The 14,720-nt window shown below is 60.5% G+C and carries 12 protein-coding genes; 5 read left to right on the top strand and 7 right to left on the bottom strand.

What is annotated here, in order from left to right; genetic code table 11:
* Window positions 1–52 precede the first annotated feature (52 nt).
* Complete coding sequence (locus tag LB569_RS26170) at window positions 53–1,195, top strand: DegT/DnrJ/EryC1/StrS family aminotransferase (RefSeq protein WP_224694646.1); 1,143 nt, start codon at window positions 53–55, stop codon at window positions 1,193–1,195.
* A gap of 56 nt (window positions 1,196–1,251) precedes the next feature.
* Here LB569_RS26170 and LB569_RS26175 read toward each other — a convergent pair whose 3' ends face one another.
* The 4 genes from LB569_RS26175 to cysD are packed head-to-tail and all read right to left on the bottom strand — an operon-like array spanning window position 1,252 to window position 6,230.
* Window positions 1,252–2,514 (bottom strand): O-antigen ligase family protein, encoded by a 1,263-nt coding sequence (locus LB569_RS26175; RefSeq protein WP_224694647.1) that lies wholly within the window; start codon window positions 2,512–2,514, stop codon window positions 1,252–1,254.
* A gap of 59 nt (window positions 2,515–2,573) precedes the next feature.
* Entirely contained in the window at window positions 2,574–3,374 is an 801-nt protein-coding gene (gene cysQ / locus LB569_RS26180; RefSeq protein ID WP_224694694.1) for a 3'(2'),5'-bisphosphate nucleotidase CysQ, read from the bottom strand.
* A 10-nt stretch (window positions 3,375–3,384) separates the two neighbouring features.
* A complete protein-coding gene (gene cysN, locus LB569_RS26185) occupies window positions 3,385–5,322 on the bottom strand; it encodes a sulfate adenylyltransferase subunit CysN (RefSeq protein ID WP_224694648.1) in 1,938 nt (645 codons plus the stop codon).
* Between the two features lie 2 nt (window positions 5,323–5,324).
* Entirely contained in the window at window positions 5,325–6,230 is a 906-nt protein-coding gene (gene cysD, locus LB569_RS26190; RefSeq protein ID WP_224694649.1) for a sulfate adenylyltransferase subunit CysD, read from the bottom strand.
* Window positions 6,231–6,708: 478 nt separating this feature from the next.
* Between cysD and LB569_RS26195 the strand changes: the two genes are divergently transcribed.
* Together LB569_RS26195 and LB569_RS26200 are read left to right on the top strand one after the other, a co-directional pair.
* Entirely contained in the window at window positions 6,709–8,061 is a 1,353-nt protein-coding gene (locus LB569_RS26195) for an O-antigen ligase family protein (protein WP_224694650.1), read from the top strand.
* A gap of 17 nt (window positions 8,062–8,078) precedes the next feature.
* Entirely contained in the window at window positions 8,079–9,026 is a 948-nt protein-coding gene (locus LB569_RS26200) for an NAD-dependent epimerase/dehydratase family protein (RefSeq protein WP_224694651.1), read from the top strand.
* A 40-nt stretch (window positions 9,027–9,066) separates the two neighbouring features.
* Here LB569_RS26200 and LB569_RS26205 read toward each other — a convergent pair whose 3' ends face one another.
* The 3 genes from LB569_RS26205 to LB569_RS26215 all read right to left on the bottom strand — a co-directional run bounded on the left by LB569_RS26205 (window position 9,067) and on the right by LB569_RS26215 (window position 12,773).
* Window positions 9,067–9,606, bottom strand: coding sequence for a sugar transferase (locus tag LB569_RS26205; RefSeq protein ID WP_224694652.1), 540 nt, complete (start codon window positions 9,604–9,606; stop codon window positions 9,067–9,069).
* A gap of 117 nt (window positions 9,607–9,723) precedes the next feature.
* Window positions 9,724–10,656 (bottom strand): glycosyltransferase family 2 protein, encoded by a 933-nt coding sequence (locus LB569_RS26210; protein WP_224694653.1) that lies wholly within the window; start codon window positions 10,654–10,656, stop codon window positions 9,724–9,726.
* A 128-nt stretch (window positions 10,657–10,784) separates the two neighbouring features.
* Complete coding sequence (locus LB569_RS26215) at window positions 10,785–12,773, bottom strand: UDP-N-acetylglucosamine 4,6-dehydratase (RefSeq protein WP_224694654.1); 1,989 nt, start codon at window positions 12,771–12,773, stop codon at window positions 10,785–10,787.
* A 307-nt stretch (window positions 12,774–13,080) separates the two neighbouring features.
* On the opposite strand from LB569_RS26215, the gene LB569_RS26220 reads away from it, so the two are divergent.
* On the top strand, window positions 13,081–13,968 hold the full coding sequence (locus LB569_RS26220; RefSeq protein ID WP_224694655.1) for an ABC transporter permease: 888 nt from the start codon (window positions 13,081–13,083) through the stop codon (window positions 13,966–13,968).
* 6 nt (window positions 13,969–13,974) lie between these two features.
* Window positions 13,975–14,691 (top strand): ABC transporter ATP-binding protein, encoded by a 717-nt coding sequence (locus LB569_RS26225; RefSeq protein WP_224694656.1) that lies wholly within the window; start codon window positions 13,975–13,977, stop codon window positions 14,689–14,691.
* The last annotated feature ends 29 nt before the right edge of the window (window positions 14,692–14,720 follow it).

Here is a 14,720-nt window from a genome sequence, read left to right on the forward strand (position 1 = left end):
CGCGCCAAGTCTGATACCAGCGGGCCGGTTATTGGCAGGCATTGAGGCCGACATGCAGTTCATCGATCTTGGCGCGCAGCGCGAACGTATCCGCGACCGGCTGAAAGCCGCGATCGACCATGTCGTCGAGGACGGCCGCTACATCCTTGGCCCCCAGGTCGGCGAGTTCGAGAAAAAGCTCGCCGCCTATATCGGCGTCAAGCATGTGGTTGCCTGCGCCAACGGCACGGATGCGCTGCTTTTGCCGCTGTTTGCGGCCGGTATTGGCCCGGGCGACGCGGTGTTCGTGCCGAGCTTCACCTTCGCCGCCACGGCGGAGGTGGTGGCGCTGGCCAAGGCCGAACCAGTCTTCGTCGATGTCGATCCGAATACCTACAATGTGGATATCGCCAGCCTCGAGGCGGCGATCGCGATGATCAAGAAAGAAGGCCGGCTGAAGCCGAAGGCGATCATTCCCGTCGACCTGTTCGGCCTCGCCGCCGACTATGAGGCGATCATGGCGATTGCCAATCGCGAAGGCCTGTTGGTGATCGAGGATGCCGCGCAGTCGATGGGTGGGTCGCTCGAAGGCAGGATGTGCGGCGCGTTCGGCCATGTCGGCTCGACCAGCTTCTATCCGGCCAAGCCGCTCGGCTGCTATGGCGACGGCGGCGCGATGTTCACCAATGATGACGCTCTGGCCGACCAGTTGAGATCCTTTGCCTTCCACGGCAAGGGCGAAACGCAATACGACAACGTCCGTGTCGGCATCAACTCACGGCTCGACACGCTGCAGGCGGCAATCCTGATCGAGAAACTCGCCATCCTCGAGGAAGAGATGGTGGCGCGGCAAGTGGTAGCCCAGCGCTATGCTGAAGGCCTCGGCGACATCGTGACCGCGGCCCGCAACCTGGATGGCAGCCGCTCGGCCTGGGCGCAATACGCGATCGAGACGCCGAAACGCGACGGGCTCAAAGCGTATTTGAGCGAAAAGGGCATTCCGTCCGTCATCTACTACGTCAAGCCGCTGCATGAGCAGATCGCCTATCGCGACTACCCGCGCACGCCGACCGGTCTTGCCGTCTCGGAAGACCTGCCGAAGCGGATCCTGTGCCTGCCGATGCATCCCTATCTCAGCGAAGCCGACCAAGACCGGATCATCGAGACAATCCGCAACTACATCGGCTCCAACTCGGCGCAGGCCGCGGCCGAATAATCGCCGACAGCCGGGGTTTCCCGAACCGGCATAGGGCGGCGGCCGCGCGCGCGCCGTTATTCCGCGAGGGTCGCAGTGCGTCTCGTGGTCCGGTGACCGGTCCCCGGTCCGGTAACGGAGCGGCACTGCACCATGCAGATGCTCGCTGTGAATACCAAGGTGCCGAGCACCCATGACAACCAGATCCGATGGTCGACCGAGAGTTCGACGACGGCTATGATCAGGCAATTGCTGGCGATGAAATGGCAGGATCCGCTCAGAGGGCGGATCACTCTTATGATCGCTGCCAGCAGCACCCCATACACGATGATGCCCAGCGCTCCCAGTTCGTACCACAGATCGAATACGATGTTATGGGCGCTTGGGAGGTCCACCTGCGCATAATATGTGGGGTTCACGACAACCCCCACCGCGTTTCTCATCGTATTGGCGCCATGGCCGAGAAGCGGCTGGTCCGCAATGGAGGGCGAGATCATCTGCCAAAGATCAAGGCGCGCGGCGAACGTGCCTGGATAGAAAGCCAGCCATCCCGTTGTTTTGAGGTAGGCGAACAGCGGCGAGATGACGAAGGGGGCGATCAGGGCAAGAGACAAATAGACGGCGAAGAATCCGACCAGTGCGTGGTGGCGGTATTTGGCGGGCATGACAAACATGACCGCGACGACAACAATCGCCAGATTGACGCCGGTCGATTGGCCGTAGAGCAATGTCAGGACGGCAAAGAGAGCCGCAAGCCCTTTCCAGACCAGCCTCGGCTGCGCAAGAAATATGACGGCAAAAAAGGCTCCGTAGACCGTGATCTTGTGGAGGGTGAAAACATTTTCCACAAATCGGGGATCCGCGGTGAAGAACGCAAAATACAGTTCCCAGCCCATCACCGACACCAGGCCGATGAATACGCCGAACAGCGAGGCCCCCGCGAGCCGATCGCGTTGAGCGCTTGAAAGCGTGAGGATGCCATGAACCAGCAGTATGGCGGCGACCGCGTAGCCAAACACATCCTTCGCCGCCGAGAGAGAGCGGCTCGCGTCGACGGACCACAAGGCGCTCGACAGAACAAAGCCGGACAGGAGAGCGAGAGCGAAGACGAGGCCTATCGTTGCCCTGCCAAAGCGTACTCCCTTGGTCAAAAGGGTAAGAGCGCCCATCAGTCCCCCGACCAGCGCCAGGACCGTCGGAGACATTTCGACGAAGACGAAAAGGGCGGGAGCGAGGGCGTAGAGGCCCAGCAACATCCTGAGGATTATTTCATCACGATTGCTGGTCCAAACCGGAAAGCCGCCCAAAATGACGGCATGGCATTTCTGAAAAAAGGACATTCAATTACCGACTCAGGGAACGTCGATACAGGATAGGCCATAGACCAGAGGTTTTCACCTCAACTTTCGATACGCTCCCCGGTTGCAATCCTGCCGCTGGCAATGAAATGCGGGTTGGCGAAATCCGCGTCATCGGCCTGATTGCGTTTGCCATAGGCCAAGGGCTTGCCGTCCAGCGTGCGCGTCGTGCCCCCGGCGGCACGCAGCACCGCGTCACCCGCCGCGGTATCCCATTCCATGGTGCGACCGAAGCGTGGATAGAGATCGGCCTCGGCATTGGCGAGAAGGCAGAATTTCAGCGACGAACCGACCGAGACGATCTCGGCGGCACCGAGGTCGCGAATATAGGCTTCGGTTTCGGGCGTATTGTGTGAGCGGCTGGCAACCACGGCCAGCGGCGTCACGGCGTTTCTCGCCGAAATCGGCCGGCGAGAAACGATCCTGTACTCACCATCGATTTCAAGCGATTCCGCCCTGCCCGGCAAACCGGAAAAGAAGCGGCCGCGGCATGGCGCGAAGACGACGCCGATTTCCGGTACGCCATGACGGACAAGGGCGATGTTGACGGTGAAATCGGTGCGTCGGTTGACGAATTCCTTGGTACCGTCGAGTGGATCAACAAGGAAGAAGGCCTCGCCAAGTTCGCCCGGCATGACACCGGCGGCCGCTTCCTCCTCGGCCACGCAGGGAATGTCGGGGAACGCGGCACGCAGGCCCGCGAGAATGATCTTCTCGCTCTCGCGATCAGCCTCGGTCACTGGCGAGGAGTCCGATTTGCGGTGGACGGCGCAGCCGGCGTGGAACACGCGCATGACTTCGCGCCCGGCCGCTAGCGCCAGCCGCTCGAAGACTTCAAGCATCGAGACGTCGTCAGATGCCGCCGCCATTGTCATATTGGTCTTCGGCAATGTCACGCTCGTTCAGCCAGTGTTCCAGGGCATTTACCATCTCTTCGGCCGATCTGCCGAGCGTCTTCAGATGGATTTCCGGTTTCTCCGGCGCCTCGTAAGGCGAATCGACACCGGTGAAATTCTTGATCTCGCCATTCAGCGCGCGAGCATAGAGGCCCTTTGGATCACGCCTGGCGCATTCCTCGAAAGGCGTGTCGACAAACACCTCGATGAACTCGCCATCGGCCATCAATTCCCTGGCCATGCGCCGCTCGGCGCTGAACGGCGAAATGAAGGAGACGATGACCACCAGCCCGGCGTCTGCCATCAGCTTGGCCACTTCGGCGACGCGGCGAATGTTCTCGACGCGGTCGGCGTCCGTAAATCCAAGATCGCGATTGAGACCGTGACGAACATTGTCACCATCGAGAATATAGGTATGGCGGCCGGTGGCGAACAGCTTCTTCTCGAACAGGTTGGCGATCGTTGACTTGCCGGAACCCGAAAGCCCCGTGAACCAGAACACGGCGGGACGCTGGTTCTTCATGTCGGCGCGCAAACGCTTGCCGACATCGAGCGATTGCCAATGGATGTTTTCGGCGCGGCGCAGCGAATGTACGATCATGCCGGCGCCAACGGTGGCGTTGCTGATGCGATCGATCAGGATAAAGGCGCCAGTGGCACGGTTTTCGCCAAACGGATCGAAGGCGATCGGCGCCCGCGTCGAGATGTTGCAGATGCCGACTTCATTCATTTCAAGCGACTTGGCCGCCTCATGGGCAAAGTCGTTGACATTGATGCGGTATTTCAAGTCGGTGACGGTGGCGCTGGTCTGATCGGTCTCGGTGCGCAGGATATAGGAGCGGCCCGGCAGAAGCGCATGCTCGTCGAACCAGACGACGTTGGCGGCGAACTGGTCCGCGACCTGAGGTCGGGCGGCCGGCGAAACCAGCATGTTGCCCCTGGAAACCTCGACCTCGTCGTCAAGGACCAGCGTTACAGCCTGGCCGGCCACCGCCTGTTTGAGGTCGCCGCCATAGGCGACGATGCGTTTGACGTGCGAGGACTTGCCCGATTTGGCGACGACGACCTCGTCACCTTGCGCGATCGTTCCGGACGCGATGGTGCCGGCAAAACCGCGAAAATCGAGATTGGGGCGATTGACGTACTGAACCGGAAAGCGGAACGGCAGTTCGGCTGTGGCCTGGTCTACCGAGACGGTTTCGAGATGCTCGATCAGCGTCGGGCCGGAATACCATTGCGTGTTTTCGGAGCGGCCGCTGACGTTGTCGCCGTAGCGGGCCGACATCGGGATCGGCGCGACGGTCTGGAAACCGAGGTCGCGTGAAAACTGCCGGTAGTCCTCGACGATCCTGTCGAAGACCGCCTGGTCAAAATCAACAAGATCGATCTTGTTGACCGCCAGCACGATGTGACGGATGCCGAGCAGCGACGCGATGATCGAGTGGCGCCTTGTCTGGCGCAGCACGCCCTGCCTGGCATCGATCAGCACGATCGCCAGATCGGCGGTCGATGCGCCTGTCGCCATGTTGCGGGTATATTGCTCGTGGCCGGGCGTGTCGGCGACGATGAACTTGCGCTTCGGCGTGGCGAAGAAGCGGTAGGCGACGTCGATGGTGATGCCTTGCTCGCGCTCGGCCTCCAGGCCGTCGACCAGCAGCGCGAAGTCGATGTCGTCGCCCGTTGTGCCGTGCTTGCGCGAATCGCGCTCGAGCGCGGCGAGCTGGTCCTCGAAAATCTGCTTGGTGTCGGATAAAAGGCGACCGATCAACGTCGACTTGCCGTCATCCACCGAACCGCAAGTCAGGAAGCGCAGCAGCGACTTCTTCTCCTGCGCGGCCAGATAATCGCGGACGCCGTCCGTAGGGGCGAGGCTCTTTGCCATGATGTGGCGCATGGTCAGAAATACCCCTCGCGCTTCTTCTTTTCCATCGAGCCGGCTTCATCGCGGTCGATCAGGCGACCCTGCCGTTCGGAGGTGCGGGCCGTCAGCATCTCGCCGACGATGGCCTCGAGCGTGTCGGCGTCGGATTCGATGGCCCCGGTCAGCGGATAGCAGCCAAGTGTGCGGAAGCGCACCAGCCGGTTCTCCACGACTTCGCCGGGGCGCAGCTTCATGCGCTCGTCGTCCTTGAGGATCAACATGCCATCGCGCTCGACGACCGGCCGCTGTTTGGCGAAATAGAGCGGCACGATCGGGATGTTTTCCTGCAGAATGTACTGCCAGATGTCGAGCTCGGTCCAGTTCGACAAGGGGAAGACGCGGATCGATTCCCCTTGCGCGATACGCGTGTTGAAAATCTTCCACATCTCAGGCCGCTGGTTCTTCGGGTCCCACACATGCTGGGCATTGCGGAACGAGAAGATGCGCTCCTTCGCGCGCGACTTTTCCTCGTCGCGGCGGGGGCCGCCAACGGCGGCGTCGAAGCCGTATTTGTCGAGCGCCTGGCGCAACGCGACGGTCTTCATCACATGGGTGTGGGTGTTCGAACCATGATCGAACGGATTGATGTTGTCGCGCACACCGTCTTCGTTGACATGAACCAGAAGGTCGAAACCCAGCTTCTGCGCCATCTGATCGCGAAATGCGATCATCTCGCGAAATTTCCAGGTGGTGTCGACGTGAAGAAAGGGAAAGGGCGGCTTGGCCGGATAGAACGCCTTCATCGCCAGATGCATCAGCACCGACGAATCCTTGCCGACGGAGTAAAGCATGACCGGCTTGGTGAAGGCCGCCGCAACCTCGCGGAATATGTGAATGGACTCGGCTTCAAGCCGCTGCAAATGCGTCAGCGCAATGGTCATGGACTGTAAGCGTTCTCTCGTGCCTCGCGACAGAGACCCTGGTTTAAATCATCGGGCCTTTTACGCCCGATTCAAGCTTCGCCTCTGAGCAAAGTGTTTCGTGCGGGCGTTCTAGCAGATCGTCGCTGTCCAGAACAATGCAAGACCAGTCCGGCAGCGGTCGGTTCGAGAATAAATTTTCCACACCTGTCCCAAAACCCGGAAATTTCTGCTTGCAAGCCGTCCAGCCGAGAAAAGGCAGGAAAAATATTGCCTATGAGCGCACGCCCGCGCCGCAGCCGGGTCGACCGATCGCGACCGCCGGCTTCAGCGGCAATCGATGCGCACGCACTATCGAAACAGCGGCCCAGCCGCTATACGCTCTTTTAGGACCGGGTCAGATGCGCCATCAAGGGTGGGCAATTTCGAGGCGCGCACATTCGATTTCACCAACAGGTATGTGGCGCATAAAACTTCTCCGGAGTAGCGGGGCCGAAAATTGAACCGGCTTTCATCCATAAGGCAGCAATTCACGCCTTCGCGGATCAATATCTACTTCTCCATTCTTTGCTTTTTTTTCCCGCCGATCCTGGGATCCGCGGTCAGCTTCGTGTTCAATGGCGGCGGACTGTGGTCCGTCCTGTTGATCGCCTTGAAGAGAAGGCGCTTCAATGTCGACCGGGCGATGATGGCGCTGACGATCGCGATCTATGCCTATTGCGCAAGCAATGTCCTGGCGTCCATCGTCAACCACGCGATCGTCGGGGACGCACGGCATCTTGTGCCGCTGATCACCTTTCTGCTTTTCCCCATCTCCTATTCAACCTGGAGCATTTCGCAAAAGACAATGCTCGTCCGCATCATTGTGCTGGCCAGCATGGCGGCCTGTTTTGGCGCGCTGCTGCTTGCGGTCTACCAGCAGTATCAGCTTGGTATACGCGCAGAGGGCGGGGCCGGGAATGCGATCGTTTTCGCCGAGGTCCTGTGCCTTGCAGTGGTGACCTGCGTGGCTGCTGCCCTGTCCGGCATAGAGAGATACAGGATCGCCCTCATCTGCGCCGCGCTCGGCGGAACGATCGCCATCGTCTATTCCGGTACACGCATTGTCTGGCTGGCGCTGCTGATCGCCGGCGTCGCCGTTCTGCTGATCAACCAGCGAGGGCTGAGAGGGAAAAGTGCCGTTCGCCTGCTTTTGCTGCTGGCCGCGATTGCGGTTCCGATCGCGGCTTTCGGCTTCCAGACGATAGCAGGACGTATCGCATTTCTGCACTCCGACTGGGTTGCGATGGCCCACGGTGACCATACGACAGCCTTGGGAGCGCGCGTTGCCCTTTGGGACATTGGCCTCAAGGCATTTCGTGAGATGCCGTTGTTCGGACACGGGGTGGGTGCCACCCATCTCTTGATCAAGCAGGGCTTTCAGGATCAGTTCGGGTTGGACGCAGGGTTCAATCATTTCCACAACGGCTTCCTGACCGCCTTGGTGCAAGCGGGGCTCCTGGGCGCGCTGACGCTGGCGGCGATCTTCGTGATCGCCGCCAGGAACGCCGCTTTGGTGCTGCGCAACAGCGCCGATCCGATCGAGCGGTTCGGCGCCACCATGATTGTCGCCCTCGTCATCACCTACCTGACCGCCGGAATGACTGGAATCCTGCTCGGTCATGACATTCTGGATTCAGTCTTCATGGTCTTCCTGGTGTCGGGAACGTATCTTGCCTGCGGGCGCCAGGCTGCGTTGATGGAGAGCCAAACCGTTCCATCAGGGGTGGAGGCCGACGCGGTACCACCCGCGAAAGGCCAAACCGCTCCATCAGGGGTGGAAGGCCTGGCACCTCCGCCAGCCGCCCGATAGACGGTGTGGGAAAGACAATGAAAGTCCTGGTTACGGGCGCGACGGGCTTCATCGGCCGCCAGGTGGTCCATCGACTTCGTGAGGCCGGTGTCGAGCTTCGCGTCGCTTCGCGCCAACCGGAGCGACTTGATCCGGGTTCCGACGCAATACCGATGCCCGGCTTCGATGCGTCGGCCGCCGCCTTCCTGGCGCTGACCAGGGATGTTACGGATGTCATCCATTGCGCGGGTCTGAACAATGACCGGGGCAATGCTACCGAAGCCGACTTTCGAGCAGCCAATGCGCAATTGAGCGCACGGCTGGCGCATGCCGCCGCCGCTCAGGCAAGCGGACGGTTTATCCATCTATCCTCGATCCGGGCCGTGATCGGCGCGGGTGCCAGCGCAATGATCGACGAAGAAACGGTCCCCGAGCCGCAAGACGCCTACGGACGCTCCAAACGCGAAGCGGAAATTGCCGTGCTGGGCGCCTATGCTTCGCATGGCCGGTCCGATGCCGTCATATTGCGCCTGCCTCCGGTCTACGGGATCGGCATGAAAGGAAACCTGGCGACGCTGATGCGGCTCGCCGACACGGCTCTGCCGATGCCGACGGGTGCACTGACGGCAAACCGCTCACTGCTGTCATCGCAATCGGCGGCACGGGCCGTGTGGCATCTGCTTTGCCATCAGCAGCCACTTCGTCCGGTCTACACCGCCAGCGACGTGCCGCCGGTTTCCGTCGCCACCATCATCGGTGCCTTTCGCCTTGGGTTCGACAGGCCGGCGCGACTGGTGACAATGCCGGCCGGACCGATGCGGGCAGCCGCCATTCTGCTTGGCAAGCGAAGGTTCTGGGACAGCCTGACCGCGACACAGATTTGCGACCCTTCCCTGCTTGCCTCGGAAGGCTGGGCGCCAGAAACCGAGACGCTGGAGCGGCTGACCGAAATAGCGCGGCTCCGGGAGCCCGGACTTCCTGTTTGACCTGATCCAAGACCGGTTTCCGCCTTTAATTCGGGGCTGCTCAGCCGCGATAAAGTGTTCCAAACAGAATCCGAAGGTCGAGCCAGAAGGACGCGGTCCTGAGATAGGTGGCATCGGTTTCGGCCAGTAGTTGCGGGTTCGACATGTCGATGCCCCTGATCTGGGCCAAGCCTGTCATCCCCGGCAGAGCCTGCAAAACACCCAACCGCCCGCGGCACTCAATCAATTCCGTCTGGGTCGGCAGGCAGGGTCGCGGCCCGACCAGGCTCATTTCGCCGCGCAGGACATTCCAGAGTTGCGGCAACTCGTCGAGCTTGAATTTCCGCAAGCCCTTTCCAACCGAAGTCACGGCGCTCACGGGTGTTTCATGCGAGGGCAAGGATGGCGTTCCCTGGTACATCGTCCTTAGTTTGTGGCAGCGAAAGAGCGCCCCTTCCCGGCCAACCCGCGTTTGCGAAAAAATCACCGGGCCAGGCGACGATATCCGGACGGCAAGAATGGCGAGCAATAGAATGGGAGAGGTTGCCACCAGCAGCACGGCCGCACCGGCGAGATCGAAGATTTTCTTGGCTGTCTTCATGAGTGGCCGATGGGCTCCCTGCCAGGGCTTACGCGGCAACCGCGACACAGCCCATCCATCCGGGCGGCGTAGCATGAGGTCGCGTCCTGACCAAGCACGCCACGCGGTCGCCGATATTCAGATACGCCCCAGGGCAAAGGCGAGATAAAGCCCAAGGGTCCCCGCAAAAGTCTGTCGATAGACGCCGCTCTTGCGCAGGGCGCCCAGGCGTTGGAAAAGGCCGCCGCGCCTGCCGTTTGCGAACAGGTCGAGGCACGCCAGCGCATCCTGGGTCAGGAGATCGCGATTGACAGCAAGCCCGGCAAGATTGACATCGGTCCAGTCCGCGAACTGGCCCTTGAACAGGCGACCGAGCCGCGAAATCCGAGCCTGCCACGATGCGTTGGCGCCCACCAGATTTGCCGCATGCTGGCGGTAGCGTACCAAGGGCCGCGGATCGTAGCGGACGACGCCGCCCGCACCGGTGACGATCAGGTAAGCCCACCAATCGTGGCTGACGAAGCCGGTGTGCGCGGAGGCCCTGGCCAACAGGTCGCGCGCCGCGCGGTTGAGCAGCATGGTGTTGCCGCCGGCGATGCTCTGCACCAGCGCGTTGCGGAACGACGGCGGACGGCTAAACAGCGGCGAATGGCCAACCAGCCTGCCGGTTTCGGTCATGGTCGCGGTTCGCGAGCAGCTCATCAGCGCAATGTCAGTGTCGAATGCCTGCATCCAGCCAAGGGCGCTTTCAAGCCTGTCGGGCTCCCAGACATCATCCTGATCGCTGAAGGCGTAGCAATCGGCGTCAATGCGGGGATCGAGGATCATCGACCGGAAGTTGGCGGCAAAGCCTTTTCGTGGCCCATCGACCAATGTGACCCGGCCCTTTGTCCAGCGGGGCTTCCAGGCTTCGATGATGGCAAGCGTGCCATCGGCGGAGCCGTCGTCGGATATCCAGAGATCGATCAGCGGATGCGACTGCGCGTGCAGCGATCGGATCTGCTCGTCGATGAAGGCGGCGCCGTCCATCGTGCCCATCAGCACCGCAATGCGCGGATCTGTCTTACCCACGGATGTCAAACGCCTTGCCGCGCGAGGTTTTCCAAGCCACGAAACACGCACTTTTCCTGGAATTGCTCATCTCATACCTCCACGCAATTCCGGACGGAAAACCGCTGCGCACTTTTCCTGGAATTGCTTCAGCTCGCCTGCCCGGCCGTCTTCGGGACCGCGTCATGGCGCGCGTTCGCCCTTGTCTTCGTCGCGCGGTCGAGATCGGCCAGGATGGTGAGCGAAGCCGCCTTGTCCTGGGTCTTCATGGATTGCTGCAGCGCGGCAAGTGCCGCCTGGACGTCCGACCATTGCGCGACATCGGTGCTCAGGCCAAAAATCTTGGCAATGCTGAGCTCGACCAGTTCCTCGTCTTCGCCGTGCAGGGTCTCGTGCAGCTTTTCACCCGGACGGATGCCCGTGAAGCGGATTGGAATGTCGGTATAGGGGCTTTTTCCCGCCATGCGGATCATGGTTTCGGCCACTTCGAGGATCGGCACGGGCTTGCCCATGTCGAGCATGTAGACGGCGTAGTCCTGGTCGGCCGGCCGCGACGCGGCATCGGCCGCCGACATGATGACGAGATCGACGGCTTCGGCGACAGTCATGAAATAGCGCGTCATGCGCCGGTCGGTTATGGTGACCGGACCACCTGCCTCGATCTGCGCCTGGAATATGGTCGCCACCGAGCCGTTGCTGCCAAACACATTGCCGAAGCGGACAGCGATGAACTTGGTGGCGGGGCAGCGCCCACCCGGTTCGCCGGCTGGCGTGCCATGCAAGGCGCTGACGATCTGTTCGGCGGCCCGCTTGGTCATGCCAAGCACGGAGGTCGGATCGACGGCCTTGTCGCTCGAGACCATGACAAATTGCCCCACGCCGCATTTGGCGGCAACCTCGGCGCAGACCAGCGTGCCGAAGACATTGGTCTGAATGGCCGATTCCCAGTTCTCCTCCAGCAGCGGCACGTGCTTCAACGCCGCGGCATGGAAGACGATGTCTGGTTTGAACTCGGTGACGACCCGCGTCATCTGGCGCCGGTCCGCGACGTCGACGATGCGGACCTTGAGGCGGTCATGGTGCTTCTCGTCGACATACTGGCTCAACTGGAAGATGCCGAATTCGGAATTGTCGGCGACCAGCACCGCCTCGGCTCCCAACTCCAGCGATCGCTTGACCAGCGTCCGCCCGATGGACCCGGCGCCTCCGGTGACAAGGACGCGCTTGCCGCCGACGAAGGCGCCGATGCGCTCGATGTCCGACGGCACCGTGGGGCGGCGCAGGATCGTTTCCATCTCGACGGCATCGAGAACGAGCTTTCCCTCCTGGCCGAGCTGCGAAAGCCCCGAGAATTGCACGACCGCTATGTCGCCTTGACGCGCGACGCGGACCAGTTCGGAATATTCCTCGATCTCGTGCTCGGCGCCGCTGCCGAAGATCAGCAGGTCGAGGCTCTTGGTGCCGTTCGCATAGTCCTCCAGGACCTCCACCAGGCGCGGCCGGGTCGCCACCACCGGAACCCCTTGAATGCGCGTGCCCAGCGGAGCGCCGCGCTCGGTCGCCATGATGCCGGCGATGGTATGGTCGGCAGGGTCCGCCGTACGCGAGAAACGAATGATCAGGTCGGCCTCGCCCAGCCGCCCGACGAACAGTGCCTGCTTGGCCCGTGCCCTTTCGTCCCTGCCGTTCAGGACACCCCAGCTCGCGCCGTCACGCAGGAAGCGGTAGAACAGCCGGGGCGCCGAGATGATGGTGAAGGAGACAAGGAAGAAGACGATGAACTGGCGCTCGTTGAGGCCCGCGACAGGCTGGAAGAAGCGCACGAGCAACGAAACGGCGTAGAGCACGAACGTCAGGATCGTGCAGCTCTTCAGGATGTTGAAGAAATCGGGTGTCGAGGCGAAGCGCCAGACCGTGGTGTAGAGGCCGCAATAGCGGAACAGCAGATGGCTGATGACCACGATGCTGGCCCAGGTGACGAGCCCCTGTCTGGAGAGCGCCTCGAACGACAGATCGGACCGCGACAGGAGAAGGCTGAGCGCCACCGCCACCAGGACCATGACCACGTCCTGGACCATGATGAAGGCGCGCCGCACTTGCGGCCTCAATCCGAAGACAGCTTCCAGATAGGAATTCATTGGGCGGGACTAGACTCCGGGCTTTCGGCACGACCACCAGGAAAGCGAGCGACCACGAACATCATCCGTGGCCGGCACAATTCCAAGTAGCATTACCGGCCCCCACCGTGCTGTATCGCATACTGCGAGGTGCGAGGCATAGCCAGATGTTTTTTTGGGGGAACGAGCGGTCAACAGGAGCATGAAGCCCGGTTCGCGGAAAATTGTTGCGAAGTTGCTCATAAGTGACCTTAGGTCACCAGCATGTGCCCAATTTTGCCGCAGTTGACTCTGCTCCGGCCCTCGTTACGACGCAATGCGTTGCCATGTGCCCATCGAAATGGCTATTAGAGACGTGCTTGGTGGTTCGCCGTGGCGAGCGATAGATAATGCGCCGAAACAACAGATTGCGATACTCCCAGCTATGATTGCGGCACTAAACGGCGCTTTTGACGACATCTCAAGAGCCATGAAATTGCACCGGGTCTGGGTGGCGCTTGCCCATGAAGACATCGGCGACCAGCACAGACGCACGACGCTTGGCCCGCTTTGGATGCTGGTCAACTATTTCGCTTTCGTCGGCACATTCGTCTTCGTTTTCGTGACCGACAGCACCAACAATCCAGGCTACATAGCTTACGTTTCGATCGGAATGCTGGTCTGGTTCTACCTTAACGAAATCATCAGTATGAGCGTGTCGCTCTTCCAGCGCGAAGCTAGTTTCATTCAAGGAACCACGCTACCATTATTCGTCTATGTGATGCGACTGACGATGCAATGCGTCATCCGAGCAGCCTATTCGATGGCAGGTTGCATTCTTATTTTGGTTTTAGCAGGCTATGGCCTGAGCTTGAACTGGCTTCAGTCGTTTCCGGGGCTATTGGTTATCCTGTTATCAACTCCCGCATTTATAACAGTCTTTGCGTTCCTTGGCGCATTCTTTCCTGATAGCGAATTCATCGTCGGCAACCTGATGCGGGTTGGAATGTTCTTCACCCCGGTGTTTTGGGTCTACAGTGGGCAAGGTGGGATACAAAAATATGCCTATCACTGGAATCCCTTCACCTATCTCCTTGAGGCAGTGCGTGATCCGATCACTACAGGCATATTTCCAACGCACGCCTTCGCGGTGACAGGCCTCGTCTGCCTCATTGTCTGGCTGCTTGCGCTGATATTGCTGGGTCGATATCACAAGCGCGTCGTTTTCCTGACCTGAATTGCCATGACCTACATCAAACTGAGCAATGTCAATCTCGCCTATCGCTTGTTCGAAAAGCTGACGCTTTCGGCAACTGAAAGGCGCCGCAGCGTCCTTGGCGGCAACATAGGACGTTCGGGCAACAGGCAAGTCGTGCAAGCGCTCGATGACGTTAGCTTTGAACTACGGGCTGGTGACCGATTGGGGCTTGTTGGTCCAAATGGAGCCGGCAAGACAACCCTTCTGAAAGTGCTGTACGGGATTTACCAACCGTCAGGAGGCACAATATCGATTCAAGGCAAGGTGGATGCCTTGTTCAACATCAACATAGGCTTTCGCCCCGAGGCAACCGGACGACGAAACATCGTTCTGAGGGGATTGATCAATGGCTGGACGAGAGCCGAGATCGAAAAGAAGATGGAAGAGATCATCGAGTTCAGCGAATTGGGCGACTTCATCGACGTGCCCTTTAAGGCCTACAGCCAAGGCATGGCCGCGCGCCTGGCCTTTTCCGTTGCTACCGCGCTCGACCCGGAAATTCTGTTGATGGACGAGTGGATTGGCGCTGGCGATGCGTCTTTTCAGGAAAAGGCCAAGCGGCGCATGAGCGAACTGGCGGACAAGGCAGGTATCATCGTACTGGCGAGCCACGACGAAAGCCTTATTAAGCGGGTTTGTACGAAAAGGCTTACCCTCGTAGGCGGAAAAGTGAAGGCGCTTGCTGAGGTGAGGGATTTTTAGCCAGAACTTCGCATAGCCACGTCAGATAG

Origin of the sequence: Mesorhizobium sp. BH1-1-4, assembly GCF_020165665.1 — a bacterium.
Lineage (GTDB): Bacteria > Pseudomonadota > Alphaproteobacteria > Rhizobiales > Rhizobiaceae > Mesorhizobium.

What these genes read in the sequence shown, in the direction of transcription:
- cysQ (WP_224694694.1), bottom strand. Translation starts at nt 3,374, where the DNA reads ATGCTTGAAGTCTTCGAGCGGCTGGCGCTAGCGGCCGGGCGCGAAGTC.
- LB569_RS26225 (WP_224694656.1), top strand. Translation starts at nt 13,975, where the DNA reads ATGACCTACATCAAACTGAGCAATGTCAATCTCGCCTATCGCTTGTTC.
- LB569_RS26205 (WP_224694652.1), bottom strand. Translation starts at nt 9,606, where the DNA reads ATGAAGACAGCCAAGAAAATCTTCGATCTCGCCGGTGCGGCCGTGCTG.
- LB569_RS26200 (WP_224694651.1), top strand. Translation starts at nt 8,079, where the DNA reads ATGAAAGTCCTGGTTACGGGCGCGACGGGCTTCATCGGCCGCCAGGTG.
- cysD (WP_224694649.1), bottom strand. Translation starts at nt 6,230, where the DNA reads ATGACCATTGCGCTGACGCATTTGCAGCGGCTTGAAGCCGAGTCCATT.
- LB569_RS26215 (WP_224694654.1), bottom strand. Translation starts at nt 12,773, where the DNA reads ATGAATTCCTATCTGGAAGCTGTCTTCGGATTGAGGCCGCAAGTGCGG.
- LB569_RS26175 (WP_224694647.1), bottom strand. Translation starts at nt 2,514, where the DNA reads ATGTCCTTTTTTCAGAAATGCCATGCCGTCATTTTGGGCGGCTTTCCG.
- cysN (WP_224694648.1), bottom strand. Translation starts at nt 5,322, where the DNA reads ATGCGCCACATCATGGCAAAGAGCCTCGCCCCTACGGACGGCGTCCGC.
- LB569_RS26170 (WP_224694646.1), top strand. Translation starts at nt 53, where the DNA reads ATGCAGTTCATCGATCTTGGCGCGCAGCGCGAACGTATCCGCGACCGG.